Raw genomic sequence first — 26,162 nt, 5'->3', positions numbered from 1 at the left:
TTGAGTTCTCAAGGAACGGACGCTTCCTTTGTACTCACCCTCTCGGGCTTTCCTCCGGGCTTTCGTTCTGTTCTTGCGTCTCCGACTCTATCAGATCCTTTCGGGCCTGACCCCCAGTCAGCGGGGTTTGCCTTCCGGGCTGTTGGGCCCTTCCGACTCCCGAACTCTAGTGGATTTCCCCGGCGATTCATAATCGGCCTTCGGAAATGAATTCGGGCACGCCGAATTCGTTCCCAGTGGGAGATCGTGCTGAGTTGGGTGCCGCAACGAGGCGGCAGGATTCGTTGTCGCCGAAACCTTCCGGCTCTGGGACAACTCGAAGAACCTTACGGATCCACCGGGGTTGTGTCAACCCCGGTGGTCAGCTGGGTGACTGGAGGTCTTCGACGCGCTCCAGCAGCCGGGCGAGCATGTCGCCCAGCACCCCGCGCTCCGCGGTGGAGAGGTCCTGGAGGAGGTCCTCCTCGAAGACCGTGGCCGCGCGCATCGCGTCCAGCCACTTGCTGCGGCCCTCGTCCGTGAGCTCCACGATCACGCGCACCCGGTTGGACTCGTCCCGTTCGCGGGTGACCAGGCCCTCGGCCGTCATCCGGTCGATCCGGTGGGTCATCGCCGCCGGCGTCAGGCCCAGCTGTTTCGCCAGTTCGCTCGGGCCCATCCGGTAGGGGGCACCGGAGATGACGAGGGCCTTGAGGACCTCCCACTCCGCGTTGCTGATGCCCAGGGCCGCGGTCTGGCGGCCGTACGCGACGTTCATCCGGCGGTTCAGCCGGCTCAGCGCCGAGACGACCTTCTCGACCTGGGGGTCCAAGTCCTGGAACTCGCGCTGATAGACGGCGATCTGTTCGTCGAGGCTCGGCTCGTGGACGGGCGCAGTGCCGTCGGGGGTGTCACCCATGGGTCGAAGTATCGCATGAACCCGTTGGCATCTAACTCCTTCGGTGTGTAGTGTTAAGGCTTGAAGTTTAGGTATGAAGTCTTCAGGCTTCACTTCTCAAAGGCAGGTGAAAGTGACCAGGGTGATGGGCGCTGCGATGCGGCGGATCCAGGCCGGGAACGCGCTGACCGCGTTCGGCATCGGCTTCACGGTTCCGTTCCTCTACATCTATGTGGCGCAGGTGCGAGATCTCGGTTCTATGGCCGCCACGTGCGCGTTCGTGGCCTTCGCCCTGGGCGCCCTCGTCGCGCTGCCCTTCACCGGTCGGGTCATCGACCGACGTGGTCCGGTGCCCGTCGTCATCGGGGCGGCGGTCACGGCCTCGGTCGGTGCGCTCTCCCTCGGGCTCTCCACCGGCGTCGCGCCGATCCTCCTGTCCGCCTTGGCGCTCGGCGCCGGGCAGGCCGTGATGCAGCCGGCTCTGGCCACGATGATCGTGTGGTGCTCCACGCCGTCCACCCGGACCCGTGCCTTCGCCCTGCAGTTCTTCATGCAGAACCTGGGGCTGGGCATCGGAGGCCTGATCGGCGGCCAGATCGTCGACGAGAACCGGCCGGGCAGCTTCACCCTGCTGTTCGGCATCGAGGCCGTGATGTTCCTGGTGCTGGCGGGGGTCATCCTCAGCGTGCGGCTGCCGCACGTGCCGAGCATCAAGGACGCCGTGCCGAAGGACCCGTCCCAGACGGGCGGCAGCGGCTGGAAGCGGCTGCTCCGGCACAAGGCCATGGTGCAGCTGTGCGTGCTGGGCTTCGTGGTGTTCTTCGCCTGCTACGGACAGTTCGAGTCGGGTCTCGCCGCCTTCGGTACCGAGGCCGCCGGGATCTCCCCCTCCACCCTCGGCTTCGCGCTCGCCGCCAACACCGGTGCGATCGTCGTCGCGCAGTTCGTCGTGCTCCGGCTCGTCGAGAAGCGCCGCCGGTCCCGCGTGATCGCGCTCGTGGGCCTGATCTGGACCGTGGCATGGGTCATCGCCGGGTTCTCCGGGCTGGGGCACGGCAGCGCCATGATGGCCGCCGCCGCGTTCATCACGACGTACGCGCTCTTCGGTATCGGCGAGGCGATGCTGTCGCCGACCCTGGCTCCGCTCGTCGCCGACCTGGCGCCCGAGGGCTCCGTGGGGCAGTACAACTCGGCCTTCGCGCTGGTCAAGCAGATGGCGCTGGCCCTGGGGCCGCTCGGCGTGCCGCTCGGTGCGGGCATTCCGATGCTCTACATCGGGGTCTTCGTGCTCGTCTCGCTCGGAATCGCGGCTCTGGCGCTGCGGCTCGGCAGGCGGCTGAGCCCGATGCAGGACAACCCGTGGATGGCGAGCAGGGTCGTGGCGCAGGGCGGTCCGGCCGTGGTCGCCGGGGTGGCCGGGGACGCCGTCGCCAAGGATGTCGCCGGCGAGCGGGTGCACGCGTAGGAACGTATGACCGTACGTACGTATATGCGTACGGGAAGCAGGAAGGCCCCGGTCCGGGTGGATCGGGGCCTTCCTGCTGTTCGGCTACTTGTCCGGCAGGGCGAACTCGCACCAGACGGCCTTGCCGCCGCCCGGGGTGCGGCGGGAGCCCCAGGAGGAGGCGATGGTGGCGATGATCGAGATGCCGCGGCCGGTCTCGTCGGCCGGTTCGGCGCGGCGGCGGCGCGGGAGGTGGTCGTCCCCGTCCGTGACCTCGATGATCAGCCGGCGGTCGGTGCGGCGCAGCCGCAGGCACATGGGCGGGGTGCCGTGCTGGAGAGAGTTCGCGACGAGCTCGCTGGCGGCCAGGACGCCGAGGTCGCAGAGCTCGATGGGGAACCGCCAGGAGGCGAGGACGCCCTGGGCGAAGGCGCGGGCGCGCGGGGCCGCTTCGATGCCGCCGAGGAGTTCCAGGGCGGCGTTGTGGAAGAGCTCGGCGTCCGATCCGGTGCGGGCGGGCTGCTGGAGGACCATCACGGCGACGTCGTCGTCGTGGTCGGCGTCCACGCCGAGGGCGCGCATCAGGCGGTCGCAGATGACGGCCGGGGTGCCCTGGGCGCCGGACAGGGCGCGTTCCAGGGCGGCGACGCCTTCGTCGATGTCCTCGCCGCGGCGTTCGACCAGGCCGTCGGTGTAGAGGACGGCGGTGGAGCCGGGGCCGAGCGCGATGGTGCCCGAAGTGTGCAGCCAGCCGCCGGTGCCGAGCGGTGGGCCGGTGGGGTCGGCGGCTCTGCGTACGGTGCCGTCCTCGTCGCGGACCAGGATCGGGAGGTGGCCCGCGGAGGCGTACGCGAGCAGGCCCTCGTTGGGGTCGTGGACGGCGTACACGCAGGTGGCGATCTGGCTGGCGTCGATCTCGGCGGCGAGGCCGTCGAGGAGCTGGAGCACCTCGTGCGGGGGCAGGTCGAGGCGGGCGTAGGCACGGACGGCGGTGCGCAGCTGGCCCATGACGGCGGCGGCGCGCACCCCCCGGCCCATGACGTCGCCGATGACGAGGGCGGTGCGGCCGGCGCCGAGGGTGATGACGTCGTACCAGTCCCCGCCGACCGCAGCCTCGGTGCCGCCGGGCTGGTAGGTGGCGGCGACGCGCAGGTCGTCGGGCTGCTCCAGTTCCTGGGGGAGCAGGGAGCGCTGGAGGGTGACGGCGGCCTCGCGCTGGCGCCGCTCGCTGGCGCGGAGGCGCTCGACGGCTTCGGCGTGGTCGGTGACGTCGGCGAGGTGGATCAGGACGCCGGTGTGCTGGGGGTCGGGCTCGCCGTCGGTGTCGGACCGCGGGAACCCGACGGGGGCGCAGGTGACGGTGTACGAGCTGCCGCCGCCCGGCGCGGTGCGGTTCTTCGCGGTACGGGACTTGCCGCTGCGCTGGACCTGGTCGAGGAGCGGCAGGAGCCCGAGCTCGCCGAGTTCGGGGAGGGCCTCGTGGGCGGGCGCGCCGGGGGTGCGGGCGCCGAAGCCCGCGGTGTAGGCGTCGTTGACGTAGGCGACTCGGTGCTCGGGGCCGTGGACGAGGGCGACCAGGGCCGGGAGCCGGCCGAGGACCTCGCGTACGGAGAGCTCGTCGGGGGAGGGCACGGCGGTGAGGACGCCCGTGCCCCGGGACGGGGACATGGCCGTGTCGGTACCGCTACCGCTGCCGCTGTTGGTGCCGCTGCCGCTTCCCGTACCGCAGACCGTGGGGTCGGCGGGGAGGCCGTCGGCGGCGGGTGTGGATCGCTCGGATCCGGGGTCGGCGCGGCCGCCGCGGGCTGCCGGGACCGCGCCTTCACCTCGCTTGGCCTGGGCGGCGGCGTGTTCGGACCGGGCGGCGGCGCGGCGCTGCGTTCCGGGAAACCGGGCGCTCCAGCGCGTGAAGTTCACTGCGTTCAAGCCTCGTGGTGTCGCGAGTGGTCGCTGTGTCGCTCGTGGGCGGTCGCTGACTGGACGATGTCACTCTGTGCAGGGGTGAGCCCACCTATGGTCACACGTCCAGTGTGGCCGACCGCACTGACAACGTCAGCCCTGGCCGTTCTGCGGGGGGTTGGGGGCGGGGGGCGGGGGAGGTGGCTTGTGGCCGCCGCCTGCGGCCAGTTCGAATTCTGCCCTGGGGTGTTCGAGGGAACCCAGGGAGACGATCTCACGCTTGAAGAGGCCCGCGAGGGTCCATTCGGCAAGCACGCGCATTTTGCGGTTGAAGCTGGGGATGCGGCTGAGGTGGTAGGCGCGGTGCATGAACCACGCCGGGTAGGCCTTGAGCTTGCGGCCGTAGATGTGGGCGACGCCCCGGTGCAGGCCGAGCGAGGCGACCGAGCCCGCGTACTTGTGGGCGTACTCGGTCAGCACCTCGTCGCGCAGGGAGGCGAGGAGGTTGTCGGCGAGGACCTTGGCCTGGCGGACGGCGTGCTGCGCGTTGGGGGCGCATTCGCTGCCCTTCTCGGCCGCGGTGATGTCGGGGACAGCTGCGGCGTCGCCTGCGGCCCAGGCGTGCTCGACCCCTTCGACGGTGAGGAAGGAGGTGCAGGCCAGGCGGCCGCGCTCGTTCTTGGGGAGGTCGGAGGCGGCCAGGATGGGGTGCGGTTTGACGCCGGCGGTCCACACGACGGTGCGAGTGGGGAAGCGGGAGCCGTCGCTGAGGACGGCGACGCGGTTCTCGCAGGAGTCGAGCCGGGTCTCCAGACGGACGTCGATGTTGCGGCGGCGCAGTTCTCGCACCGTGTAGACGCCCATGTCGGGGCCGACCTCGGGGAGGATCCGGTTGCTGGCTTCGACGAGGACCCACTTCATGTCCTCGGGCTTGATGTTGTGGTAGTACCGCGACGCGTAGCGGGCCATGTCCTCCAGCTCGCCGAGGGCTTCGACGCCCGCGAAGCCGCCGCCGACGAAGACGAAGGTGAGGGCGGCGTCGCGGAGGGCGGGATCGCGGGTGGAGGAGGCGATGTCCATCTGTTCGATGACGTGGTTGCGCAGGCCGATGGCTTCCTCGACCGTCTTGAATCCGATGCCGTAGTCGGCGAGTCCCGGGACGGGGAGGGTGCGGGAGATGGAGCCCGGGGCGAGGACGAGTTCGTCGTATTCCATCTCGATGGGGCCGGTGCCCTCGTCGGCGGTGGCGAGGGTGCGGACGGTCACGGTCCGCTTGGCGTGGTCGATGCGCTGGGCCTCACCGATGACGATGCGGCACTTGCCGAGCACGCGGCGCAGTGGCACCACGACGTGGCGGGGCGAGATCGCACCGGCGGCCGCTTCTGGGAGGAAGGGCTGGTACGTCATGTAGGGCTCGGCGCTGACCACCGTGACCTCGGCTTCGCCGGCTCTCAGCTTTCGCTGGAGGCGGAGCGCCGTGTACATGCCGACGTAGCCGCCGCCGACGATCAGGATGCGCGTACGGGGCGGGGTACCGGGGGCCGTGCCCCGGGAGTTAGCAGCCTTCACCATCCCATGACGCAACGTGGCCGGGAATTTGTCCACAGGCCCGACAGATTGTGTGACCGGAGGTGGTGCTGGGGTGGGGTGGAAGAGGACCTCTGATCGTGGCGGAAGTGTGCAGGTCAGGCCGTGCGGAAGGGGAGATTCCGGAGGCTTGGACCGGAAAAGTGGTGGTGAATGCTCCGATCGGGCGGTGCTCCGTCCGGGGCTGCCTCTTCTGAATTGACTCTGGCTCAACTATGTTCGTAGCTCGTCGAGGAGTAGGACCGGGCCCGAGACCGTGGCCCCCTCGGCGTGAAGGCGGGGAATGTCTCCGGGGGGAGACAAATGATTACCGGGGGATACATATGAACATTTCCGATTTCCATGGGTCTGCGACTACGCTCTCGGTCGAGAGCAGCGGACGCGGCATCGCCGGCGGCACCACGCACGGCGTAGGCCGGTCCACGCCGCTGCGCGTCGACGCCCAGCGCAACCTGGAGCACGTCCTGCGGGCGGCCCGAGAGGTCTTCGGCGAGCTGGGCTACGGGGCTCCGATGGAGGACGTGGCGCGCCGCGCCCGCGTCGGGGTCGGCACCGTGTACCGACGCTTCCCGAGCAAGGACGTCCTGGTGCGGCGCATAGCCGAGGAAGAGACCACCCGGCTGACCGAGCAGGCCAAGACCGCACTGGGCCAGGAGCAGGAGCCGTGGCAGGCGCTGTCGCGCTTCCTGCGCACCTCCGTGGCCTCGGGCGCCGGGCGGCTGCTGCCGCCGCAGGTGCTGCGGGTCGGCTCGGCCGTCGAGGACGGGGCCGAGGAGGCGGAGGCCGCGCGCGTTCCGCACCAGCGGCAGGCCGCGCCGGGCGCCGGCTCTCTCGACCTGCGGGTCGGGGCCACGCGCTGTGCGATCGCGGACGAGCCGTCGGACGACGCGGGTGCGGGTGCGCTGCTCGAGGTGGTCGGCCGGCTGGTGAACCGCGCCCGGGAGGCCGGTGAGCTCCGCACCGACGTCACGGTGGCCGATGTGCTGCTGGTGATAGCGACGGCGGCGCCCGCGCTGCCCGATCCGGCGCAGCAGGCGGCGGCTTCGACCCGGCTGCTCGACATCCTGCTCGAAGGGCTGCGGTCCCGGACCGTGTGACCTAGGCGGGTCGGCGGGTCGGTGAGCGCGCGGTAGGGCGATTCGCCGGACTGTGCCCGGACGAGTGGATGGAGCGCCGAGGGGTTCGGCGTCCGTCCCCCGTGTGACACGCTTGACCGGTGGACCGGTGGAGTGTGTCGTGCGGGAGTCTCCGCGATGAGCGTTGACGGTCGGGAAGAGCCACTCGGTGGCGGCGGCAGTGATGTGGAGGCGGGCAGTCTGCCCGCCCGACAGGTGCCGGCGCAGCGCGGTCCGGGCGGGCGGCACGCACGCTCCTCGGGCTCTTCCGGACCCGGGGGCATCGGGAGCGAGCTGCCGCCGTCCGACGGGGACTTGATCGCCCGGATGCGGGGCGGTGACGACGGTGCGTACGAGGAGTTGTTCCGTCGCCATGCCGATTCCGTGCGCCGCTACGCGCGGAGCTGCTGCCGGGACGGGCACACCGCCGAGGACCTGACCGCCGAGGTGTTCGCGCGGACCCTGCAGGCGGTACGCGGCGGGGCCGGTCCGGACCAGTCGGTGCGGGCCTACCTGCTGACCACCGTGCGCAGGGTTGCCGCGGCCTGGGCGAAGACCGCCAAGCGGGAGCATCTCGTCGAGGACTTCGCCCTCTTCGCCGAGCAGGCCTCCACCGGCGCGGACAGCGGGGCGAGCCTGTCCGGGCTGTCCGGGGACGACAGGCTCGAACTGGGCGCGGACGTGCGGGCGATGCACGAGGCGGAGCAGTCGCTGGCCATGCAGGCCTTCCGCAGCCTGCCCGAGCGGTGGCAGGCCGTGCTGTGGCACACCACCGTCGAGGAGGCGTTGCCGAGCACGATCGCTCCGCTGTTCGGACTGAGCGCCAACGCGACCGCTGTGCTGGCCAGTCGGGCCCGCGAGGGTCTCAAGCAGGCTTATCTGCAGGCCCATGTGAGTTCGGCGCTGAGTGAGGGCGGCGACTGCGCGCGGTACGCGGACCGGCTGGGCGCCTATGCGCGGGGCGGGCTGCGGATGCGGGCGGAGCGGGGGCTGCGCAAGCACCTGGAGGAGTGCGTGAAGTGCCGGCTGGCCGCCGGAGAGCTCAAGGATGTCAACGCCGGTATTCCGGCGCTGCTTCCGGTCGCGGTCATCGGGTGGTTCGCCGCCGGGTACGCGGCCAAGGCCGCCGGGGTGCTGGCCGGTGGGGCCGTCGCCGCGGGCGGGGCCGGGGCCGCGGCGGCTGCCGCGGGCGGGTCGACCGCGGGCGCCGGTACGGCCGGGGCAGCCAGTGGCGCCGCCGGGGCGGGTGCCGGCGGCGGGGCCGGGGGCGCGGGTGGCGGGGCCGGGGGTGCCGCGGCCGCCGAGGGGCTCGGGCTGCCGGCCAAGGCCGCCATCGCCGCCGGGATCGCGGTGGCCGCGGCCGCCGGGGTGGTGTTCGCGCTGACCGGGGACGATGCGGAGCCGCAGGCCCGGGCGCAGCCCGCGCCCACGGCCGTAGCACCGGCGGTGCCGCAGGCGCCCGCCCCGTCGTCGGCCGAGCCGGAACCGCCCGCGCCGGAGGCGCCGGCCCGGCGGGGCTCCGTAGCGCCGCGGCCGGATCCGACGCCTTCGGCTCCGGTCTCCGCCGCTCCCGCGCCCTCCGCGTCGCCGTCGCCCTCCCCCGGCCGGGAGAAGGCCTCGCCCACTCCGTCGCCGGAGCGGCCCTCGCCCAGGCCGACGCCGCCGTCACCGTCGCCGCCCCCGAAGCCGCCGCAGGGCTTCCCGCTGGCCGGGATCGCGCACGCGCCCTACGGGGACCACAGCGGACCGGAGATCCAGACCTGGCGCAGCGGCTGGGTGTGGCAGCGCCGGGGGCTGGAGGTGGGTGGCCGGCGGTTCGCGCACGGCATCACCGTGAACTCGCGCTCCTCGGTGGAGATCACCCTCAACCGGCAGTGCACGAGCTTCTCGGCCCGGACCGGGGTGGACGGCCTGTCCCTCTTCACCGACGGCGCGGTGCGGTTCTCCGTGTACGCCGACGGGCAGCGGCTGTGGCAGTCCACCGCGCTCGGCCACGAGGACCCGCCGGCCGCGGTGCAGGTCTCCCTCGCCGGGCGCAAGACGCTGCGGCTGGTGGTCGAGCGGGCCGGGCCGGGCAGTCTGCCGACACTGGCGAGCTGGGCCGACGCCGTCGTCAGCTGCCGCTGAACTCCGCCGTCAGCGTCGCGGCCAGCGCGGCCGGGGTGAGCACCGCGCCGGCCGCTTCCTCCCGCCGGTGGTGGTCGGGGCCGAGCAGTGCGCGGGTCCGCTCCGGCAGGCCGTCCACCGCGTCCCGCTCCGGAACCGAGCGCGGATGGCCCGCGCGCCAGGCGGTGGCCGCGGCGAGGGCCCGCACGGACTCGGCGGGCCGGTCGGCGTCGGCCAGCAGCAGAGCCGCCGCCTCGGCCATGCCCGACAGGATGCGCTCGGCGCACCGGGCGGCGATGGCGGCGGCGAGAGCGGGACCGATCCGGGCCAGGCCGACCGACGGGCCCTGTTCGCGGCCGGCCAGGACGGCGTCGACGGTGTCCAGCCCGGCGGTGAGCTGTGCGGGCACTGTGATCCGTTCGGCCTCGGCGCGGGCCCGGTCGCACGTCCTGCGGGCCCCGGCCGCGTCGCCGCGCTGGAGGGCGAGGAGTGCCGAGAGGAGCCCGGTGAAGGTGGCGACGTCGTACACCCCGCCGAACCGGTCGGACTCCTTGGCGGCCTCCGCCAGCAGCCGCTCGGCCTCGTCGAGGTCCCCCGCGCAGTAGGCGGTCTCGGCGATCCGGGCGATGGCGAAGGGGGTCTCCACGATGGCCCCGACCTCGCGGGCGAGGCGCAGGCACTCCTCGTACTCGACGCGAGCGTCGGCGTACCGGCCGCGTGAGAGGGCGACCTCCCCGGCGGCGCTCGCCACCTGGGCGCGGGTCCACCGGTCTCCGACGCGAAGGGCGATCTCGTGCAGTTCGGCGAGGTCGGCGTCGACGGCGGTCAGGCCGCCGGTGACGTCGATGGTGACGTGGGCGCGGAGCATGAGGACGACGCCGAGTTCCCATTCACCCGCGTGGGCACGGCAGTTGTCGACGGACCGGTCGAGGTCGTCATGGAACTCGAGGGCGGTGCCGGTGAGGAAGGAGGTCGCGGGCCAGAGCATCCCGGGGAAGCGGGTGGTCTCGGGGGAGCCGTGGCGGAAGGTCTCCTTGATGTGGGCGGCGAGGTCGCGGTACTCGGGGGTGCGGAACTTGTCGACGGAGTTGCTCTCCGCGAGCAGGAACATGTCGAGGACCTGCAGGCGCAGGTAGCGCCAGTAGGCGGCGGCGCCCTCGGGGGGAACCTCGGGAGTGAGGGCGAGGACCCGGGTGCTCCACTCGGCGCCCTCGGCCCGGTAGTTGCGCAGCCACCAGAACCAGCCCAGGGCGAAGACGAGGCGCTGGGCGGCCTCGATGTCGACGTCCTGGACGGAGGTGGTGTGGAGGGCGGCGCGGAGGTTGTCGAGTTCGGTCTCGACGCGCCGGATCCAGGGGAGCTGGGCGGCGGAGCGGATCAGGGGTTCGGCCTCCTCGGCGAAGGCGAGGTAGTGGGCGGCGTGCCGGCGGGCGGTGGCCCGGGCGTCGGCCGGGTGGGCGGCGGCGCGCTCGGCGGCGTACTCGTGGATGGTTTCGAGCATGCGGTAGCGCATGCCGTGGTCCTCGTCCGGTTCGGCCAGGACGAGGGATTTGTCGACGAGGGAGCCGAGGACGTCGGCGGCGTCGTAGCGGGTGGGGTCCGAAGGTTCGGCGCAGACGGCCTCGGCGGCGGCCAGGTCGCAGCCGCCGGCGAAGACGGACAGCCGGCGCAAGACGGTGCGTTCGGACTCGTCGAGCAGGTCCCAGGACCAGTCGACGACGGCGCGCAGGGTCTGCTGGCGGGGCAGGACCGTACGGCTGCCGCTGGTCAGGAGCCGGAAGCGGTCGTCGAGGCGGTCGGCGATCTGCCGCGGGGTGAGCAGCCGCAGCCGGGCGGCCGCCAGCTCGATCGCCAGCGGCAGCCCGTCGAGGCGGGCGCAGATCTCGGCGACGGCGGTCGGGTCGTCGGCGGGGCTGAAGCCGGGGCGGGCGGCCGCACCGCGGTCGGCGAAGAGCCGGTGGGCCGGGTCGGGCGGCAGGGGCTCGACGGGACGGACCCTTTCGCCGGGTACGCCGAGGGGTTCGCGGCTAGTGGCGAGGATCCGTACGCCGGGGCAGTGCGTGAGGAGGCGTTCGGCGAGCTCGGCGGCGGCGCCGATGACGTGCTCGCAGTTGTCGAGGACGAGGAGCAGGCTGCGGTGGGCGCAGTGTTCGACGAGGCGGGTGGTGGGGTCGGCGGCCGGGGCCGGGCTCTCGCGGGCGACGAGGGAGCTCTCGCGCAGGCCGAGGGCGCTGAGGACGGCGCCGGGAACGGCGCCGGGGTGGTCCAGGCGGGCGAGTTCGACGATCCAGCCGGCTTCGGGGTGGGCGGCGGCGGCGTGTTCGGCGAGGCGGGTCTTGCCCGAACCGCCGGGGCCGGTGAGGGTGACGAGGCGCAGCCGGGACAGGTCGGCGTGGAGGGCCGCGAGTTCGGGCTCGCGGCCGACGAAAGAGGTCAGGCGGGGGCGGAGGTTCCCGCGGGGGGCTCCGGAAGGCCGCGGCTGCTCCGAAGGCGCCGCCGGCTGCGGCTGCACCGACCGCACCGGCCGCACCGCCGGCTCGGGCTGCGGCGGCGGTGCCTGCGGCTGGAGGAGTTCCGCGTGCAGGGCGGCGAGTTCGGGGCCGGGATCGGTGCCGAGGCCGTCGGCGAGGACGCGCCGTGTGCGCTCGTACGCGGCGAGGGCGTCGGCCGGGCGGCCGGCGGCGCGCAGGGCCCGGAGCTGCTGCACGCGCAGTGTTTCGTCGTACGGAGACTCCTGGATCAGGGTCTCGATCTCGGGCAGGAGTGTCGCCGGGGCGGTGGCGCCGCTGCGCAGGTCCGCCTCGATGCGCTGGCGGACGGCGCCGGAGCGGCGGGCCTCGGCGACGGCCGCATGGGCGGCGCGGGCCGGCTCGGGCAGGTCGGTCAGGGCGGGGCCGCGCCAGAGCGCGAGGGCGGTGCGCAGGGTGCGGGCGGCGGCCTCCGGGTCGGTGGCCAGTTCCTGGCCGCCCTGGACCGCCAGCCGGTTGAACCGGTACAGGTCGATGTCCTCACGGGCGGCGGCCAGGAGGTAGCCGCCGGTGGGGGCGGAGTGGACGGCGTCGCGGCCGCCGAGGGCGCGGCGGAGGCGGGCGACGAGGGCCTGGAGAGCGGCGGGGGCGTCCTGCGGCGGCTCGTCGCCCCAGACGTCGTCGACGAGTTGGGAGACGGAGGCCGGGCCGCCGGCCCGCAGGGCGAGGGCGGCGAGCAGCGCGCGCAGGCGGGCGCCGCCCATGGGTAGGGGGGCGCCGGTCTCGTCGAGCGCCTCGGTGACGCCCAGGATCAAATACCGCACCGGGCAATTCTGCCTGGCCCCTTCGGGTGACGGGGGCGGGTCGGACCTCAGCTGATCGAGGTGTCCCCGTGGGCCTCCAGGAGGGTGCGCAGCGCCTGGGCGACGGTGGCGCAGGTGGCCGGGTCCAGCGGGGCGAGCATCTCCTCGTAGCGGCGCAGGTGCTCGGCGATCATCAACTCGGTGAGCCTGAGGCTCCGTTCGGTCAGCCGGATGCGGACCGTGCGGCGGTCCTGGCCGTCCCGTACCCGCTCGACCAGGCCCTTGGCCTCCATCCGGTCGATGCGGTTGGTGATCGCGCCGGAGGTCACCATGGCGGCCGGGATGAGGGCGCCGGCGGTCAGCGCGTACGGGGGGCCGGAGCGGCAGAGGGTGAAGAGGATGTCGAGCTCACCCAACTCCAGGTCGTGCTCGGCCGCGAAGGCCTTCTGGTGCCTGTCGATGACGCGGGTCATCCGCTGGATGCGGGCCATCACCTCCACGGGCCACAGGCCGGCCGCCAGGTCGGGGCGCTCCGCCGTCCACTGGCCGACGATCGCATCCACTGCGTCGCTCATGACGTGTTCCTCCATCGCTCGCGTCCCTCGCACCCCACGAGCAGAATATCTCAACGTTGAGACACTTGACGTTGAGAAGACTGGATGTTTTTATCTCAACGTTGAGATTCTGAGCATTGAGATAGATCGGAGCGGGCGCCAACCCATGACCACCACCGCCGCCACCGCCACCGCCGCCACTGCCGCCACTACTGCCACTACTGCCACTACTGCCGGCCAGGCCACCGCCCGGACCGCCGCCGAGGGCCCGACCGGGACGCGCACCCGGGTCGGCCCCGTCCCCGTCCTCTGGCTCGCTCTGCTGGCCACCCCCCTGGCCGCCGGAGCCAACGCCCCCGTGCTGATCCTTCCGGACATGGCCCGCTCCCTCGGGGTGAGCGCCTCCACCGCCGGCTGGCTCGTCGCCGCATACGCCTGGGCCATGGCCGTCGGCACCCCCCTGATGGCCGGGCTGCTGCGCCGCCGGGGCCTCAAGGCGGCGCTCCGGTCAGCCGGCACCCTCCTGGTCGTCGGCACCCTCCTCGTCGCCGCCTCCCCCTGGCTGCCGCTCACCCTCGCCGGGCGGGCCACCCAGGCCGCCGGTGGCGCCGGTCTGGCGGCGGTCGCGATGAGCCTGGCCGGCTCGGCCCGCCGGATGGGCGTGATCAGCGCGGGCTTCGGCATCCTCGGCGCCTCCGGCCCACTGCTCGGCGCACAGCTCTCGCAGGCCGTCTCCTGGCGGCTCTCGCTCTCCGTCTCCGTGATCGCGATCCTCGCGGTCCCGGCGGTGAGCCGGTACGCGACGGCCCCGCCGGCCACCCCGCAGGGCCGGTTCGACGCCCGCGGCGCGGCACTGCTGGCGGCGCTCGCCACCGGCCTCGTCCTGCTGCCCCACGCACCGGCCGTCGCCCTCGGCGTCGCGATCCTCACCGCCGCGCTGCTCACCCTCCACATACGGCGGCGCCCGGACGGGTTCGTCCCGGCCGCGCTGATCCGCAAGCCGCTCTTCCTCGGCTCCGCACTCCTCGCGCTCGGGCTCTCGGGCTCGTACTTCACCCTGCTGTTCTCCGTACCCCGGCTGCTCGCCGACCGGGCGGGCTGGGACGTGGCCACTGCGGGCACCGGTCAGCTCGTGGCCCTGCTCACCGGGTCCGCGCTGTCCTGGCTGCTCGCCGCGGCCTCGGCGCGCATGAGCCGGGCGGCTGTCCGCTCGGTGCTGGTCGGGGTCGGCGCACTGGCCGCGGCAACCGCGGTGTTCGCGAGCTGGGGCCCGCTGCTGCTGGTCGCCACCATGGGCGGGGTGTTCGCGGCGACCGGGTCCAACGCCGTGCTGTCGATGCACGCCGCGTCGAGCGCCCCCGACCCCCAGCGCCCCACGGCCATCGGCCTGTTCGCCCTGTGCTACCAGCTGGGCGGGGCCTTCGGCCCGGCGATCGCGACCGCCCTGGTGCTCGCCGCCTGAGCCGGGACCTTCGGGCCCACCCGGCCCACCCGGCCCACGGCAATCGTCAGGACAGCGCCGGCCGGTGCACGGGGACTCCCTCCGGCACCGCCCGGCGCCGGGCCGTCGAGGTACCCGTCCAGCAGGTGCCGCGCCGGGCCAGCAGGCGGCGCAACCACAGTTCCATGGAGACGAGTTCCGCCAGCCCGTCCAGCGGAACCGGGTGTCCGTCGGCGGCGTCGAGCAGGGCCTGGCGCACGACCCTGGTCTCGATCAGCCCGGCGTCCGCGAGCAGCGGGGAGGCGAACAGGTCCAGCAGGTCGCCCAGAGCGGCGCGCAGCCCCAGCCGGGTCGCCGTCTCGTTCGGCGTGCGGTCCGTGGCGCCCCAGCCCGGCGGGAACTCGCGCACCCCCGCCGAGGACAGGACGCTGCGCAGGATCGCGGCCCGGGCCCCGGGCTGGACCCGCAGCGACTCGGGCAGGGCGCGGGCGGCCCGTACGACCTGGTTGTCCAGGAAGGGGGCGTGCAGGCGCTGGCTGCGGACCTCCACGGCCTGCTCGAAGACCCGGTGGTCGGCGGCGTGGCGGGCGAGCAGCGAACGGGCCCGGGCCTCCCCGGGCCGAAGCGACAGCGGGGGCCGGCCGGCCGCGACCGTCAGACGGATCGATACTTCCGCCAGTGCCTCCCCCGTGAGCCAGCCCGCCGCCGGTCCCGGGCGGGACCAGGTCAGGGCGGCGAGCGAAGCGTCCACCGGACCGGTGGTGCGCTCGGGGACCCCGCCCTCGCGGAGCCGGGCCGCGGCTGCCTCCATGCCCGCGCGGTACGTCGTACGGGCAAGTCTTCGGGCCGCCGAGTACACGGTGAGCGGGACCAGCAGGGACTCCCCGGAGGCCGAGGCCGAACGGGCCAGCGCCGCCACCGGGCGCAGCAGGTGCCGCCGGCGGCGGTCCATCAGCAGATCGGCCATCCGGGCCGGGTGTGCGTCCAGGACCTGACGGGCCCCGTGACCGGTGAAGTGGTCGGCCGAGCCGGCGGCCAGGCGGCGGCGCTCGCGGGCGGCGAAGATCAGCGAGGGGCCCGGTTCGTCGGTGAGCGGGCCGTCCAGTTCGGCGTACGGGAGGGCCTCCTCCGCGGCGGCCACCACGACGTGGTGCAGGCGCGGGTCGGCCGCGATGGCCCGGGCCCGCTCCAGTTCGGCCTCGCGCCCCTGCGGGGTGGCCAGGTCGTTGAAGGTGACGGCCAGAAGCCGCGCCCCGGCGGGACTCAGCAGGGCGCCCGGGGCCCCCGGCAGACCGGCGGCCAGCAGCGCAAGCGTCGCGGAGGCACTGCCGCCGGAGAGGTCGGCGCCCACCCCCGGGGCCGGGGCGCCGCGGGCGGCCCGGCGGTCGGCGGGACCCATTCCGGGCACGGGGCCGGGATCGTACGGCGGCAGTATGTCGGGAGCATGCCGCGGAGCCGTGAGCCGGGCGCGCACCGCGTCCACCAAAGCTTCGCGTACGCCCTCCACCGCGCGCTCGGCATCGGCCTCGGGGGCGGCCACGGCGAGCGAGGCGACCTGCTCGTAGCCGGTGATCTCGCGGGAGCCCTCGCGCAGGATGAGCGCGTGCCCGGGCGGGATGCGCCGCACCCCGGCGTACGGTGTGCCGTCGCCCAGTGCCTCGGGGCTGTCGGGGCAGGCCAGCAGGGCGGCGAGGTGGCCGATGTCGAGCTGCGCCTCGATGAGGTCGGCGAGCGGGAGGGCGGCGGTGGCGTACGCCGTGCCGCTCGCCCAGGGCGTGTAGAAGACGGGCCGGGCGCCCGCGAGGTCGCCGAGGACGGTGATGCGGCGGCCGGCCTGGACGACGGCGGTGTAGCTGCCGGACCACTGGGTGAGGTGGCGCAGCGCGCCGCCGCGGGCGGCGTAGAGGGCGCGGCGCAGTTCGGCGTCGGTGGCGCCGCAGCAGCCGAGGACGGCGAGCCGGGTGAAGGGGTCGGCGGGGTCGGCGGTGAGCGTGCGGATCTCGTCGGGGCGCCAGTCGCCGACGGCCCACAGGGGGTCGGGGTCGCCCCAGAGCAGCTGTGCGCCGACGGGGTGGACGGTGCGTTCCGCGTCCGCGCCCGGGTCGTCCGGATGGGCAGCGTCCGCGATGCCGCCCCGCAGGGGCGCGCCGCCGTTGCCGTATCCGCCCTGGCCGGAGCCCTGGCCGGAGCCCTGGCCGGAGCCCTGCCCGGAGCTTTGGCCGAGGCCTTGGCCGGAGACCCTTCCGGCCGTGCCGAAGCTCGCGGCGATACTGCTCCAACCCACCAACCAGCGCACCGCCGCCTCCCCAGCCCGTGGGCACATGACCGGGGCACAGGCAGCACGGACGGCGCGGAGCGCGCGGCCGCGGGACCCCGGGTGGCTCGGGGTCCATGCTGCCACGGGACAGGCGTGCGAGAGTGGTTAAAGGGGGCGCACACGCAAACGAACACGCCCCGGCCACGAGGTATTTGGCGTTCCGTTCCCACCGCCCCATAGATCGCTTTCAGCCATTCTTCGGCTGCCGGCAGAGCCGTCGCGGGCGGCCGGCGCTCGCCGCGGGGGCGCGGTCCGGGAGGCGGAACGCACCCCCCGGACCGTTCCGCCACCCGCGGGGATTGAGGCAGCGGCATCCCCCGACCCGCCCGGTCCAGGCAGCGGGCCGACCCACGCACCGCACATCGAATCGCCGGGTCCCGGGACCGGCCAGAGCGCACGGGCGGGCGCACGGCCACACGGACGGAGCACGCGATGACACGTGCGCCCCGGCTCCGGGCCCGGGGCGGACTGTGCAAACGGACAACAATCCCGCCATACGGAAGTAAGGGCCTTAACGCTTGGGAGGCGGGGAACTACGCTGGGTTTACGAAATGCCGGGCGCCTATGCCCCGGCGGCGTCTGCGTTCCGCGTGTGACGAGGGGTGGCGCATGTCCAGGGAGCTCCGCGAGCCCAATGAGAAGCTCGGCGCCGTCCTCGCCCTCGCGGGCATCAGCAACGCCGGACTGGCGCGGCGCGTCAACGACCTCGGCGCACAGCGCGGCCTGACGCTTCGGTACGACAAGACGTCGGTGGCCCGGTGGGTGTCCAAGGGGATGGTGCCGCAGGGCGCCGCACCGCACCTGATCGCCGCCGCCATCGGCGCGAAACTGGGACGGCCGGTGCCGCTGCACGAGATCGGACTGGCGGACGCGGACCCCGCGCCCGAGGTCGGCCTCGCCTTCCCGCGCGACGTGGGCGCGGCGGTGCGCTCGGCCACCGACCTCTACCGGCTCGACCTCGCCGGCCGCCGCGGCGGTGGCGGAATCTGGCAGTCGCTCGCGGGCTCGTTCTCCGTGGCGGCGTACGCGACGCCCGCCTCGCGCTGGCTGATATCTCCCGCCGACAGCTCGGTGGCCCGGGAACCTGCGGGCGCGGCTGCGCACCGCACGGCCCACCACCCGGCCGACGACTCCGCCGCAGGTACGGCCGACACCTCCGCGTCGCGCGATCCCGCCGCGCAGCACTCGATGGTCCAGAGCCCCGTGTCCGCGACCCCCTCGGCTCATGACGCGCCGGCGACCGGTCCGGCGACCGACGCGATCGCAGGCCTGCCGGGTCCGTCTGGCCTGCCGAGTCCGACGGGTCTGACCGGTCCGACGACCGGCCCCGCGTCCGGCTCGATGACAGGCCCGGCGTCCGGCCCGCCGTCCACCGTTGTGCCCGCCCAGCCGGGGCCCGAAACGCCGCGCGACCACGGTCAGCGCGTGGGCCACAGCGATGTGACGAAGCTGCGCGAGGCAGCCGAGGACGCGCGCCGCTGGGACTCCAAGTACGGCGGCGGGGACTGGCGTTCGTCGATGGTCCCCGAGTGCCTGCGGGTGGACGCGGCGCCGCTGCTGCTCGGCTCGTACTCCGACGAGGTGGGCCGCGCGCTCTTCGGCGCGACCGCCGAACTGACCCGGCTGGCCGGATGGATGGCCTTCGACACCGGCCAGCAGGAGGCCGCCCAGCGCTACTACATCCAGGCGCTGCGGCTCGCCCGCGCGGCCGCGGACGTACCGCTCGGCGGCTACGTCCTGGCCTCGATGTCGCTGCAGGCGACCTACCGGGACTTCCCCGACGAGGGCGTGGACCTCGCGCAGGCGGCCGTCGAGCGCAACCGCGGACTGGCCACCGCCCGCACCATGAGCTTCTTCCGGCTGGTCGAGGCGCGGGCGCACGCGAAAGCCAGTGATTCGGTGGCCGCCGGGGCGGCGCTGCGGGCGGCGGAGGGCTGGCTTGAGCGGTCCCGGGAGGGCGATCCCGATCCGACCTGGCTGGGGTTCTACTCCTACGACCGTTTCGCGGCAGACGCGGCCGAGTGCTACCGGGACCTCAAACTGCCCCGGCAGGTGCGCCGTTTCACCGAGCAGGCCCTGTCGCGTCCCACCGAGGAGTACGTGCGGTCGCACGGGCTGCGGCTGGTGGTGAGCGCGGTCGCCGAGCTGGAGTCGGGCAATCTCGACGCGGCGTGCGCGGCGGGCACCCGGGCGGTGGAGGTGGCGGGCCGGATCTCCTCGGCACGGACGACCGAATACGTACGGGACCTGCTGCACCGCCTGGAACCGTACGGGGACGAGCCGCGTGTGGCGGAGCTGAGGGAGCGGGCCCGGCCGCTGTTGGTGGCGCCGGCGTAAGACCTGTCTTCCGGGGGGCCGCGTGGCCGCGTTGTCGGTGCCGGGGTGCAGTATGCAGGGGTGGGAGGTGTCAGCGTGGGTGGCGGCGTGGACTGCGATGTGCTGGTGATCGGCGGCGGGATCGTCGGCCTGTCGACGGCGCATGCCTTGTCGCGCCTGGCTCCGGGGACCAGGGTCGTGGTCCTGGAGAAGGAGTCGGGTCCGGCCCGGCACCAGACGGGCCGCAACAGCGGGGTGATCCACAGCGGGATCTACTACCGCCCGGGTTCCCTGAAGGCGCGCTTCGCCGTCAGCGGGGCCGCGGAGATGGTCAAGTTCTGCGCGGAGCACGGGATCGCGCACGAGGTGACGGGCAAGCTCATCGTCGCCACGGAGCGCGAGGAGCTGCCGCGGCTGCACGCCCTGGTCCAGCGCGGCCGGGAGAACGGCATCCCGGTGCGCGAGCTGGGCCCGGCACAGATCTCGGAGTACGAGCCGGAGGTGCGCGGGCTCGCCGCGATCCATGTCGGCAGCACCGGGATCGTGGACTACGGCCGGGTGAGCGCCCAGCTCGCGGAGTCCTCGGGCGCGGAGATCGTCTACGGCGGCGCGGTGGACCTGATCTCCCGCCGGGCCTCGGCGGTGGCCGTCCGCACCACGTCCGGCCTGGTGGTCCGGGCCCGGGTGCTGGTGAACTGCGCGGGCCTCCAGTGCGACCGGATCGCGCGCCTGGCCGGGGACGACCCGGGGATGCGGATCGTCCCCTTCCGCGGCGAGTACTACGACCTGACCCGCCCCGAACTGGTCCGCGGGCTGGTCTACCCCGTGCCCGACCCGGCGTTCCCCTTCCTCGGCGTGCACCTGACCCGCGGCATCGGCGGCGGCGTCCACGTCGGCCCCAACGCCGTGCCCGCGCTGGCCCGCGAGGGCTACGGCTGGTCGACGGTGCGGCCCCTGGACATCGCGGACGAGCTCGCCTGGCCTGGATCCTGGCGGATGGCCGCCCGGCACTGGCGGTACGGGACGGGCGAGATCCACCGCTCGCTGTCGAAGCAGGCCTTCACCCGGGCGGTACGGCGCCTGCTGCCGGCCGTCACCGCCGCGGACCTGCGCCCCGCCTCGGCCGGGGTCCGCGCGCAGGCCGTCCTGCGCGACGGCACCCTCGTGGACGACTTCCTGATCCGCGACGCCCCGCGCACGGTCCACGTCCTCAACGCCCCCTCGCCCGCCGCGACCGCGTCCCTCCCGATCGGCCGGGAGATCGCGTCCCGGGCGCTGCGGACGCTCGGCTCTGCCTGAGCACTGCTTCGAGGGGGGTGCGGGAGCCGCTCGCGCAGCGACTCCCGCACCCCCCGTCGTAGAATCAGCGCATTGTGTCTGAGTCCCTGAACCCCCAGTCGCCCCGCCTCCCGGACGCCGCGCCGGAGGCGAACTCGTACGTGCCGCCCAAGTGGCGCACCGAGCCCCGCTTCCCCGACGGGCCCTCCCCGGACCCGGCCGGCTCGCACCACGAGCGGCGGATCCGGAGCTTCCAGCCCCGGCGCAGCCGGGTCACCACCGGCCAGGGCGAGGCCCTGAAGCGCCTGTGGGGCACATGGGGCATGGACATCGACGGCCACGAGGTCATCGACCTCAAGGAGCTCTTCGACGGCCTCCCCGTCGTCCTGGAGATCGGCTTCGGCATGGGCGAGGCCACGGCTCAGATGGCCGCCGACGACCCCGGGACGGGCATCCTCGCCGCCGACGTGCACACCCCCGGGCAGGGCAACCTGCTCGCCCTCGCCGAGCGCGGCGGCATGACCAACGTCCGGGTGGCCAACGGGGACGCCATCATCCTGCTCCGCGAGATGCTGCCGCCCGACTCCCTGGCCGGTATCCGCGTGTACTTCCCGGACCCGTGGCCCAAGGCCCGCCACCACAAGCGCCGGCTGATCCAGCCCGAATTCCTGACGCTGGCCGCCACCCGCCTGGCGCCCGGGGCCGTCCTGCACTGCGCGACCGACTGGGAGCCGTACGCCGAGCAGATGCTCGAAGTGCTCAGCGTGCACCCGGACTTCGAGAACACGCAGCCCGACGGCGGCTTCTCGCCGCGCCCCGCCTTCCGGCCGCTCACCCGTTTCGAGGGCCAGGGCCTCGACAAGGGCCACCTCGTACACGACTTGCTCTTCCGTCGCAGGGAGAACTGAGAAGGTCACCGCGCGTGTCAGAGGGGCTCGCTAGGGTCATGGTGTGTTCCGAGCGCCCCACCCTGTGCGCGCACGTCCGTCCGGCACGATCCGCACGTGCGTGCTCCTCGTCCTGCTCGCCGTCACCGGGATCGCCATCCTCGAACTCGTGCGGGAGCAGACCGGCACCTCCGGCTTCTTCGTCGGTCTCGGCCTGGCCATGCTGCCGGTGGCCCCGCTCATGGCGGCCTTCCGGTGGCTGGGCCGGGCCGCGCCCGCGCCCTGGTCGCAGCTGCTGTTCTGCTTCGCCTGGGGTGCCTGCACCGCGGCGCTGATCGCGATACTGGCCAACAACTTCGCCACCGAGTGGATAGCCGCGGCCACCGCCGACGCCTCCGCCGCCGACCACCTCGGCTCGGTGGCCATCGCGCCGGTGGTGGAGGAGAGCGCCAAGGCGGCGGCCCTGCTGCTGGTGTTCTTCTTCCGGAGACGCCATTTCACCGGTCCCGCCGACGGATTCGTGGTGGCCGGCTTCACCGCCACCGGCTTCGCCTTCACCGAGAACGTCCTCTACCTGGGCAACGCCTTCGTCGAGGACCTCGCCGAGGGCAGCGGCGCGTTGGAATCGGTGACGGCGGCGACCTTCTTCGTGCGGATAGTGCTGTCGCCGTTCGCGCACCCGCTGTTCACGGTGCTCACCGGGCTGGGCTTCGGCGTGGCCGCGGTCAGTGCCCGCCGCACGCGCCGGATCTTCCTGCCGCTGCTCGGCCTGGCGCTGGCCATGGGCATGCACGCCCTGTGGAACGGCTCCTCGCAGTTCGGCGACCACGGGTTCTACGTGGTCTACGCGTGCGTGATGGTCCCGGCGTTCGGGCTGCTGGTGTGGCTGGCCGTGCGGATAAGGCGGGACCGGCTGCGCGCCGTCGCGGGGGAGCTCGCGCTGTACGCGGCCGCGGGCTGGCTCGGTCCGGCCGAGGTACCGGCCCTGGCCTCGATGCCGGCCCGGTCACTGGCCCGCGCACTGGCCCGGCACAACGGCGGCCGGGCCGCCGGTCGCACGGTCGCGCGCTACCAGGCGGACGCCGCGGCCCTGGCCCTGCTACGGAACCGGGCGCGGCGCGGCGGTCCCGTACGGGAGCGGGATTTCGCGGGCCGGGAAAGGGAGTTGCTGGAGCGGCTCTGGCAGGGCCGCGCGACGGCGGGTCCCGCGCTGACCCGGGCTGCGGTCATGGAGGAGCTGGTTCCGCCGTGGTTCGACCTGCTGGACCCGTCCGCCTCACATGCCGACGTACCCCGGCCGCGACGGACTGCCGATGCCCCGGCGGCTCAGGATCCGGCTCAGAGCACGGACCCGGCCCCGATCATGACCCCGATCACGGCCGCGGACCCGGACCCGGACCCGGGTCTCAGACGCTCAGGCCCTTGGAGTTCAGCCACGCCAGCGGGTCCATCGTCGATCCGCCCTTGCGTACTTCCAGGTGGAGATGGGGTCCGGTGACGTTGCCGGTGGCGCCGACGCGGCCGATGGTCTCGCCCGCGCCCACCGAGCCGGAGGTCACCGACATCGAGGACAGGTGGCAGTACCAGACCTCCGTACCGTCGGGCAGCTCCAGCACGATCCGGTAGCCGTACGCGCCGGACCAGCCGGCCGAGGTGATCTTCCCGCCGGCGACGGCCTTGGCCGGGGTACCGGTCGGGGCCGCGAAGTCGAGGCCGGTGTGGTGGCCGGAGGACCACATGGAGCCGGAGTCCCCGTAGTGCGAGGTGAGGGTGTAGGCGGAGGTGGGCAGGGAGAAGCTGCCGGCCGGCTTGGCCTGGCGCTCCTGCTCGGCCTGGTCCGCGGCGGCCTTCTCCGCAACCTTCTCGGCGGCCTCCTCCGCGGCCTTCGCCTCGGCCTGGGCCCTCGCCTCCTCGGCCGCCTTGCGGGCCACTTCCAGCTTGTCCTTGGCCTCTTGGGCCGCGGCCTGCTGCGCCGCCTGCTCGGCCTCGGCACGGCCCTTCGCCCCGGCGGCGTCCTGCTGGGACTCGGCCTGCTGGAGGATGCGGTTGCGCAGCACCTCACCGGCGTCGGCGCCGTGGGCGGACTGCTGCGTCATGATTCCCGTGCGCCCGCCCGCGGCCCCGGCCTCGGATCCCGAACCGCCGTCGTCCTGGTGGGACTTGTCCCCGCTCACCAGGTCGGGCAGGGACGGCATGGATATCGCGACCTGGGGCCGGTCCTGCGCGGTGGCGATGCCGCCGGCGCCGACCGCCGCGATGACGCCGACGCCGAGCACGGTGGAGCTGCGCGCGAGTCCGCCGCGCTGCTTGGCGACCCGGTGCTTGCCCCGCACCGGTCGCACCGAATCCTCGGTGGGATTCCACTCGCCCCAGGCACCCGCGGTGGGCTGCTCCTGGATCTCGATGCCTTCAGGGGCAGGCAAGTTGGAGGCCACCGGGGCACACTCCTCATTGACGCGCGTGGACGCGCGCGCGCACGGTGCCGTCTCTTGCGACGGCTTGGACGACCGCGCTGCGTTATCGAAAGGTAATAGACGTAGGGGAGTGATTCCAAGCATCTCCGCTTGATCGTTCACAGCAATCAGCCACTCACCGACCGGCTTTGGCCACGCCTTTACCCTATAAATCCACCCTAACCAGTACAAAAATCAACCGACTCCGCCATCTCTTCAGCCACAACCAACACATGACGGCTCGTCAATTTCCTTGCGGAGAGCGTTCTTTCCACTACGCACCGTTACATCACGTCGTCCCGGGGTACCACCGGCACCGTCCGGCGCCGCTCCGGCTGCCGCTCCGGCTGCCGCTCCCCCGGGCGCCCCACCGCCAGCAGCGCCATGCCGTCCGTCGCCCCGCCACCCGCATGCCGGCGCACATCGGTGCTGAGCGCGCTGAGCAACGCCTGCGGACCGGGGAAGATCCGGCCGCGCAGCCGGGCCGCCGGATCGTAGAAGTCCCCCGCCCCGTCCCGGGCCTCGGTCAGCCCGTCCGTATAGAGCAGCAGGGTGCTCCCCGCCGGGAAGTCCCACTCCTGCACCAGGTCCGGCCGGCCGCCCAGCTCCCCCATGCCGAGCGGCAGGGCGGGCTCCGCCGGGGCGAGGACCGCCAGCTCGCCGTCGCCTCGACCTTCCAGCCGGTGCCGTTGACGATGTGCAGCACGAACACCGCGAGCACGGCCAGGGCGCCGGTCAGGGCCGTGGCCGGGAGGCTGAACAGCGGGGCGGCGATCAGCGGGGCCGCGGTGAAGAAGGGGGATCCGGTGAAGCTGGGCGGGGTCGGCAGGTCGAAGACCATGCCGAGGACGGGGGCGCACCGGGGACGGGCCCTGGGGGTGGACACGACGAAGGCCCGGTTCCTGGTGAGGAACCGGGCCTTCGTACTGAGTAGCGGGGGCAGGATTTGAACCTACGACCTCTGGGTTATGAGCCCAGCGAGCTACCGAGCTGCTCCACCCCGCGTCGGTAAACACAACTCTACGCCATCCGGGGAGAGCCCTTTACCAATTAACCGCCACCCCACCCCCGGATGGTCATTGCCGCAGGTCAAAGGCCCAAAACCGGACCGAACCAGCCCTCGGGACACCCCCTCGCGAATGAAGATCATCTCTGTTGCGCGGCGGTGACACTGCGGGGATGGTTCCGGGATCGGATCCGGGCGATGATTCACCTGTCGCAAGGGCCAGGGGGAACACGAACCGGCCGGCGGCAACCACACCTCCTCGGCCCGGCGCTCTGCCGGTGCCCTTGTGATTCCTGGGGGGAGTCCACCATGTCCGTTCGCACCGCAGCCGCCATCGCAGTCGTCGCCGGCGTTGTCACCACTCTGCTGCCGCTCTCGGCCACCGCCGCGTCCGCCGCACCCGCCACCGACGACCAGGCCGTGCTGCGCACGGAGATGGGCGCTCCGGTCCCCGGCGGCTCGCTGATCCGCGGCGGCGCCACCGAGACCTTCGACCTGACGGTGAAGAACCCGACCGGCAAGGCGGTCGAGTACAAGCCGTGGATGCTCGTCGACCAGACCGGTCCGAGCCGTCTGATGAAGGACGACGTGGTCTTCACGGTGGACGCGGTGGACGCCCCGGCGACCAAGTCCTCGGTCGGCCAGCAGGACGGCGGTTGGCAGGGCCTGTTCTACCCGGCGACGGCCGCCGGCAAGGAGAGCGGCGCGGGCTTCGACATCCCGGCGAACGGCAGGATGACCTGGAAGGTCACCATCGGCCTCGGCGCGAACCACCCCACCAACGACGGGGACTTCACCCTCACCTCCACCAGCTGGAACAACTCGGTGGCGCCCGGCGGCTCGGACTCCCACCTCTTCAAGGTCGCCCCGCAGATCAAGACGGGCGAGCTGAAGACCTGGTTCAAGCAGGTCAGCTCCGGCAAGGACGGCCAGGAGCAGCGCGCGTACCTGGACCTGAACTACCAGGCCACCGGCGAGGGCACCTTCGACACCGCCCTCGCGACCACCCTGAGCCTGACGCACTTGGGCGAGCAGAAGGCCGACTTCCGGCTGCAGGCCCTGATCGACGGCCGCTGGCAGGACCTGCGGGGCGAGCACGGCCGCTACGAGCTGCCGCGCATCCCCAAGGGCTTCGGCGCCTCCGCCGGCGTCCGCACGCTGCCGCTGCGCGTCTCCCTGGGCAAGGACACCGAGCTGACCAAGAAGACGGTCATCACGATGGACGCCGAGGTCGGGCACGCCGAGGGCAACACCTACCCCTTCCAGAACAGCTCGGTGAAGTTCCCGCTCGCCCCGATCGTGGAGACCACCCCGTCCATCCCGCCCTCCATCCCGCCCTCCATCCAGCCCACCCCCAACCCCTCCACCCCGTCCACCGCCACGCCCGTCGTCCAGCGGGCCGCCGCCACCTCCACGGGCAACGCCAACCTGACGGCCACCGCCACGTCCAGCGGCTCCCTCGCCCACACGGGCGCGAACTCGGGCACCGGCCTGTACGCCGGCCTCGCGGCCGCCCTGGTCGCGCTCGGCGCGGCCGCCGCCTGGCTCGGCCGCCGTCGCCGCACCGCCGCCTGATCGGCTCCTCCCCGCACGAACGAGCGCCCCACCCGG

Annotated in this window: 18 protein-coding genes and 1 tRNA gene; 10 read left to right on the top strand and 9 right to left on the bottom strand. The window is 73.4% G+C overall.

Annotated elements, in window-relative coordinates:
- Positions 1–361: 361 nt before the first annotated feature.
- Positions 362–898, bottom strand: coding sequence for a MarR family winged helix-turn-helix transcriptional regulator (locus ACIQZO_RS26580; RefSeq protein WP_189972381.1), 537 nt, complete (start codon positions 896–898; stop codon positions 362–364).
- A gap of 124 nt (positions 899–1,022) precedes the next feature.
- Here ACIQZO_RS26580 and ACIQZO_RS26575 point away from each other — a divergent pair, with 124 nt between their 5' ends.
- Positions 1,023–2,342, top strand: coding sequence for an MFS transporter (locus ACIQZO_RS26575; protein ID WP_403630590.1), 1,320 nt, complete (start codon positions 1,023–1,025; stop codon positions 2,340–2,342).
- 84 nt (positions 2,343–2,426) lie between these two features.
- Here ACIQZO_RS26575 and ACIQZO_RS26570 read toward each other — a convergent pair whose 3' ends face one another.
- Both ACIQZO_RS26570 and ACIQZO_RS26565 read right to left on the bottom strand, forming a co-directional pair.
- The gene (locus ACIQZO_RS26570; protein ID WP_403630618.1) at positions 2,427–4,238 is read right to left on the bottom strand and encodes a SpoIIE family protein phosphatase; all 1,812 of its coding nucleotides are present in this window, start codon (positions 4,236–4,238) and stop codon (positions 2,427–2,429) included.
- 135 nt (positions 4,239–4,373) lie between these two features.
- Positions 4,374–5,792 carry an NAD(P)/FAD-dependent oxidoreductase gene (locus tag ACIQZO_RS26565; protein ID WP_403630587.1) on the bottom strand — a complete coding sequence of 473 codons (1,419 nt, stop codon included), beginning with the start codon at positions 5,790–5,792 and terminating at the stop codon, positions 4,374–4,376.
- Positions 5,793–6,130: 338 nt separating this feature from the next.
- On the opposite strand from ACIQZO_RS26565, the gene ACIQZO_RS26560 reads away from it, so the two are divergent.
- Both ACIQZO_RS26560 and ACIQZO_RS26555 read left to right on the top strand, forming a co-directional pair.
- Positions 6,131–6,904 carry a TetR/AcrR family transcriptional regulator gene (locus tag ACIQZO_RS26560; protein ID WP_403630584.1) on the top strand — a complete coding sequence of 258 codons (774 nt, stop codon included), beginning with the start codon at positions 6,131–6,133 and terminating at the stop codon, positions 6,902–6,904.
- A gap of 156 nt (positions 6,905–7,060) precedes the next feature.
- The gene (locus tag ACIQZO_RS26555; RefSeq protein WP_403630581.1) at positions 7,061–9,049 is read left to right on the top strand and encodes a sigma-70 family RNA polymerase sigma factor; all 1,989 of its coding nucleotides are present in this window, start codon (positions 7,061–7,063) and stop codon (positions 9,047–9,049) included.
- Here the strand turns inward: ACIQZO_RS26555 and ACIQZO_RS26550 are convergent.
- Together ACIQZO_RS26550 and ACIQZO_RS26545 are read right to left on the bottom strand one after the other, a co-directional pair.
- Complete coding sequence (locus ACIQZO_RS26550; protein ID WP_403630578.1) at positions 9,036–12,320, bottom strand: ATP-binding protein; 3,285 nt, start codon at positions 12,318–12,320, stop codon at positions 9,036–9,038. The two genes, ACIQZO_RS26555 and ACIQZO_RS26550, sit on opposite strands and share 14 nt — an antisense overlap.
- Positions 12,321–12,367: 47 nt before the next feature.
- Entirely contained in the window at positions 12,368–12,874 is a 507-nt protein-coding gene (locus ACIQZO_RS26545) for a MarR family winged helix-turn-helix transcriptional regulator (RefSeq protein ID WP_403630575.1), read from the bottom strand.
- Between the two features lie 145 nt (positions 12,875–13,019).
- On the opposite strand from ACIQZO_RS26545, the gene ACIQZO_RS26540 reads away from it, so the two are divergent.
- Positions 13,020–14,315 (top strand): MFS transporter, encoded by a 1,296-nt coding sequence (locus tag ACIQZO_RS26540; RefSeq protein ID WP_403630572.1) that lies wholly within the window; start codon positions 13,020–13,022, stop codon positions 14,313–14,315.
- A gap of 46 nt (positions 14,316–14,361) precedes the next feature.
- Here ACIQZO_RS26540 and ACIQZO_RS26535 read toward each other — a convergent pair whose 3' ends face one another.
- Positions 14,362–16,590 carry an asparagine synthase-related protein gene (locus ACIQZO_RS26535; RefSeq protein ID WP_403630569.1) on the bottom strand — a complete coding sequence of 743 codons (2,229 nt, stop codon included), beginning with the start codon at positions 16,588–16,590 and terminating at the stop codon, positions 14,362–14,364.
- A gap of 630 nt (positions 16,591–17,220) precedes the next feature.
- Here ACIQZO_RS26535 and ACIQZO_RS26530 point away from each other — a divergent pair.
- The 4 genes from ACIQZO_RS26530 (at position 17,221) to ACIQZO_RS26515 (ending at position 22,590) form a co-directional block, all read left to right on the top strand.
- Positions 17,221–18,948, top strand: a complete 1,728-nt coding sequence (locus ACIQZO_RS26530) for a sporulation protein (RefSeq protein ID WP_403630567.1) — start codon at positions 17,221–17,223, stop codon at positions 18,946–18,948.
- A gap of 45 nt (positions 18,949–18,993) precedes the next feature.
- The gene (gene lhgO / locus ACIQZO_RS26525; protein ID WP_403630565.1) at positions 18,994–20,226 is read left to right on the top strand and encodes an L-2-hydroxyglutarate oxidase; all 1,233 of its coding nucleotides are present in this window, start codon (positions 18,994–18,996) and stop codon (positions 20,224–20,226) included.
- Between the two features lie 140 nt (positions 20,227–20,366).
- Positions 20,367–21,113, top strand: coding sequence for a tRNA (guanosine(46)-N7)-methyltransferase TrmB (gene trmB / locus ACIQZO_RS26520; protein WP_403630615.1), 747 nt, complete (start codon positions 20,367–20,369; stop codon positions 21,111–21,113).
- A 64-nt stretch (positions 21,114–21,177) separates the two neighbouring features.
- A complete protein-coding gene (locus tag ACIQZO_RS26515; RefSeq protein WP_403630563.1) occupies positions 21,178–22,590 on the top strand; it encodes a PrsW family intramembrane metalloprotease in 1,413 nt (470 codons plus the stop codon).
- Here ACIQZO_RS26515 and ACIQZO_RS26510 read toward each other — a convergent pair.
- Both ACIQZO_RS26510 and ACIQZO_RS26505 read right to left on the bottom strand, forming a co-directional pair.
- Positions 22,499–23,527, bottom strand: a complete 1,029-nt coding sequence (locus tag ACIQZO_RS26510) for a M23 family metallopeptidase (RefSeq protein WP_403630560.1) — start codon at positions 23,525–23,527, stop codon at positions 22,499–22,501. The genes ACIQZO_RS26515 and ACIQZO_RS26510 overlap by 92 nt on opposite strands.
- 302 nt (positions 23,528–23,829) lie before the next feature.
- Entirely contained in the window at positions 23,830–24,159 is a 330-nt protein-coding gene (locus ACIQZO_RS26505; RefSeq protein ID WP_403630557.1) for a SpoIIE family protein phosphatase, read from the bottom strand.
- Positions 24,160–24,240: 81 nt separating this feature from the next.
- Between ACIQZO_RS26505 and ACIQZO_RS26500 the strand changes: the two genes are divergently transcribed.
- Positions 24,241–24,495, top strand: a complete 255-nt coding sequence (locus tag ACIQZO_RS26500; RefSeq protein ID WP_403630554.1) for a hypothetical protein — start codon at positions 24,241–24,243, stop codon at positions 24,493–24,495.
- On the opposite strand, the gene ACIQZO_RS26495 is transcribed toward ACIQZO_RS26500, so the two are convergent.
- Positions 24,477–24,550, bottom strand: a tRNA-Met gene (locus ACIQZO_RS26495). The genes ACIQZO_RS26500 and ACIQZO_RS26495 overlap by 19 nt on opposite strands.
- Before the next feature lie 310 nt (positions 24,551–24,860).
- Between ACIQZO_RS26495 and ACIQZO_RS26490 the strand changes: the two genes are divergently transcribed.
- Entirely contained in the window at positions 24,861–26,126 is a 1,266-nt protein-coding gene (locus ACIQZO_RS26490) for a hypothetical protein (RefSeq protein WP_403630551.1), read from the top strand.
- Positions 26,127–26,162: the final 36 nt, after the last annotated feature.

Origin of the sequence: Streptomyces sp. NPDC097617 (genome assembly GCF_044761485.1) — a bacterium.
Classification (GTDB): domain Bacteria; phylum Actinomycetota; class Actinomycetes; order Streptomycetales; family Streptomycetaceae; genus Streptomyces.
This window is presented reverse-complemented; position numbering and strand designations above follow the sequence as displayed.

What these genes read in the sequence shown, in the direction of transcription:
- ACIQZO_RS26490 (WP_403630551.1), top strand. Translation starts at nt 24,861, where the DNA reads ATGTCCGTTCGCACCGCAGCCGCCATCGCAGTCGTCGCCGGCGTTGTC.
- ACIQZO_RS26580 (WP_189972381.1), bottom strand. Translation starts at nt 898, where the DNA reads ATGGGTGACACCCCCGACGGCACTGCGCCCGTCCACGAGCCGAGCCTC.
- ACIQZO_RS26505 (WP_403630557.1), bottom strand. Translation starts at nt 24,159, where the DNA reads ATGGGGGAGCTGGGCGGCCGGCCGGACCTGGTGCAGGAGTGGGACTTC.
- ACIQZO_RS26545 (WP_403630575.1), bottom strand. Translation starts at nt 12,874, where the DNA reads ATGAGCGACGCAGTGGATGCGATCGTCGGCCAGTGGACGGCGGAGCGC.
- ACIQZO_RS26540 (WP_403630572.1), top strand. Translation starts at nt 13,020, where the DNA reads ATGACCACCACCGCCGCCACCGCCACCGCCGCCACTGCCGCCACTACT.
- ACIQZO_RS26575 (WP_403630590.1), top strand. Translation starts at nt 1,023, where the DNA reads ATGGGCGCTGCGATGCGGCGGATCCAGGCCGGGAACGCGCTGACCGCG.
- ACIQZO_RS26565 (WP_403630587.1), bottom strand. Translation starts at nt 5,792, where the DNA reads ATGGTGAAGGCTGCTAACTCCCGGGGCACGGCCCCCGGTACCCCGCCC.
- ACIQZO_RS26500 (WP_403630554.1), top strand. Translation starts at nt 24,241, where the DNA reads ATGTGCAGCACGAACACCGCGAGCACGGCCAGGGCGCCGGTCAGGGCC.
- ACIQZO_RS26530 (WP_403630567.1), top strand. Translation starts at nt 17,221, where the DNA reads ATGTCCAGGGAGCTCCGCGAGCCCAATGAGAAGCTCGGCGCCGTCCTC.
- ACIQZO_RS26555 (WP_403630581.1), top strand. Translation starts at nt 7,061, where the DNA reads ATGAGCGTTGACGGTCGGGAAGAGCCACTCGGTGGCGGCGGCAGTGAT.
- ACIQZO_RS26560 (WP_403630584.1), top strand. Translation starts at nt 6,131, where the DNA reads ATGAACATTTCCGATTTCCATGGGTCTGCGACTACGCTCTCGGTCGAG.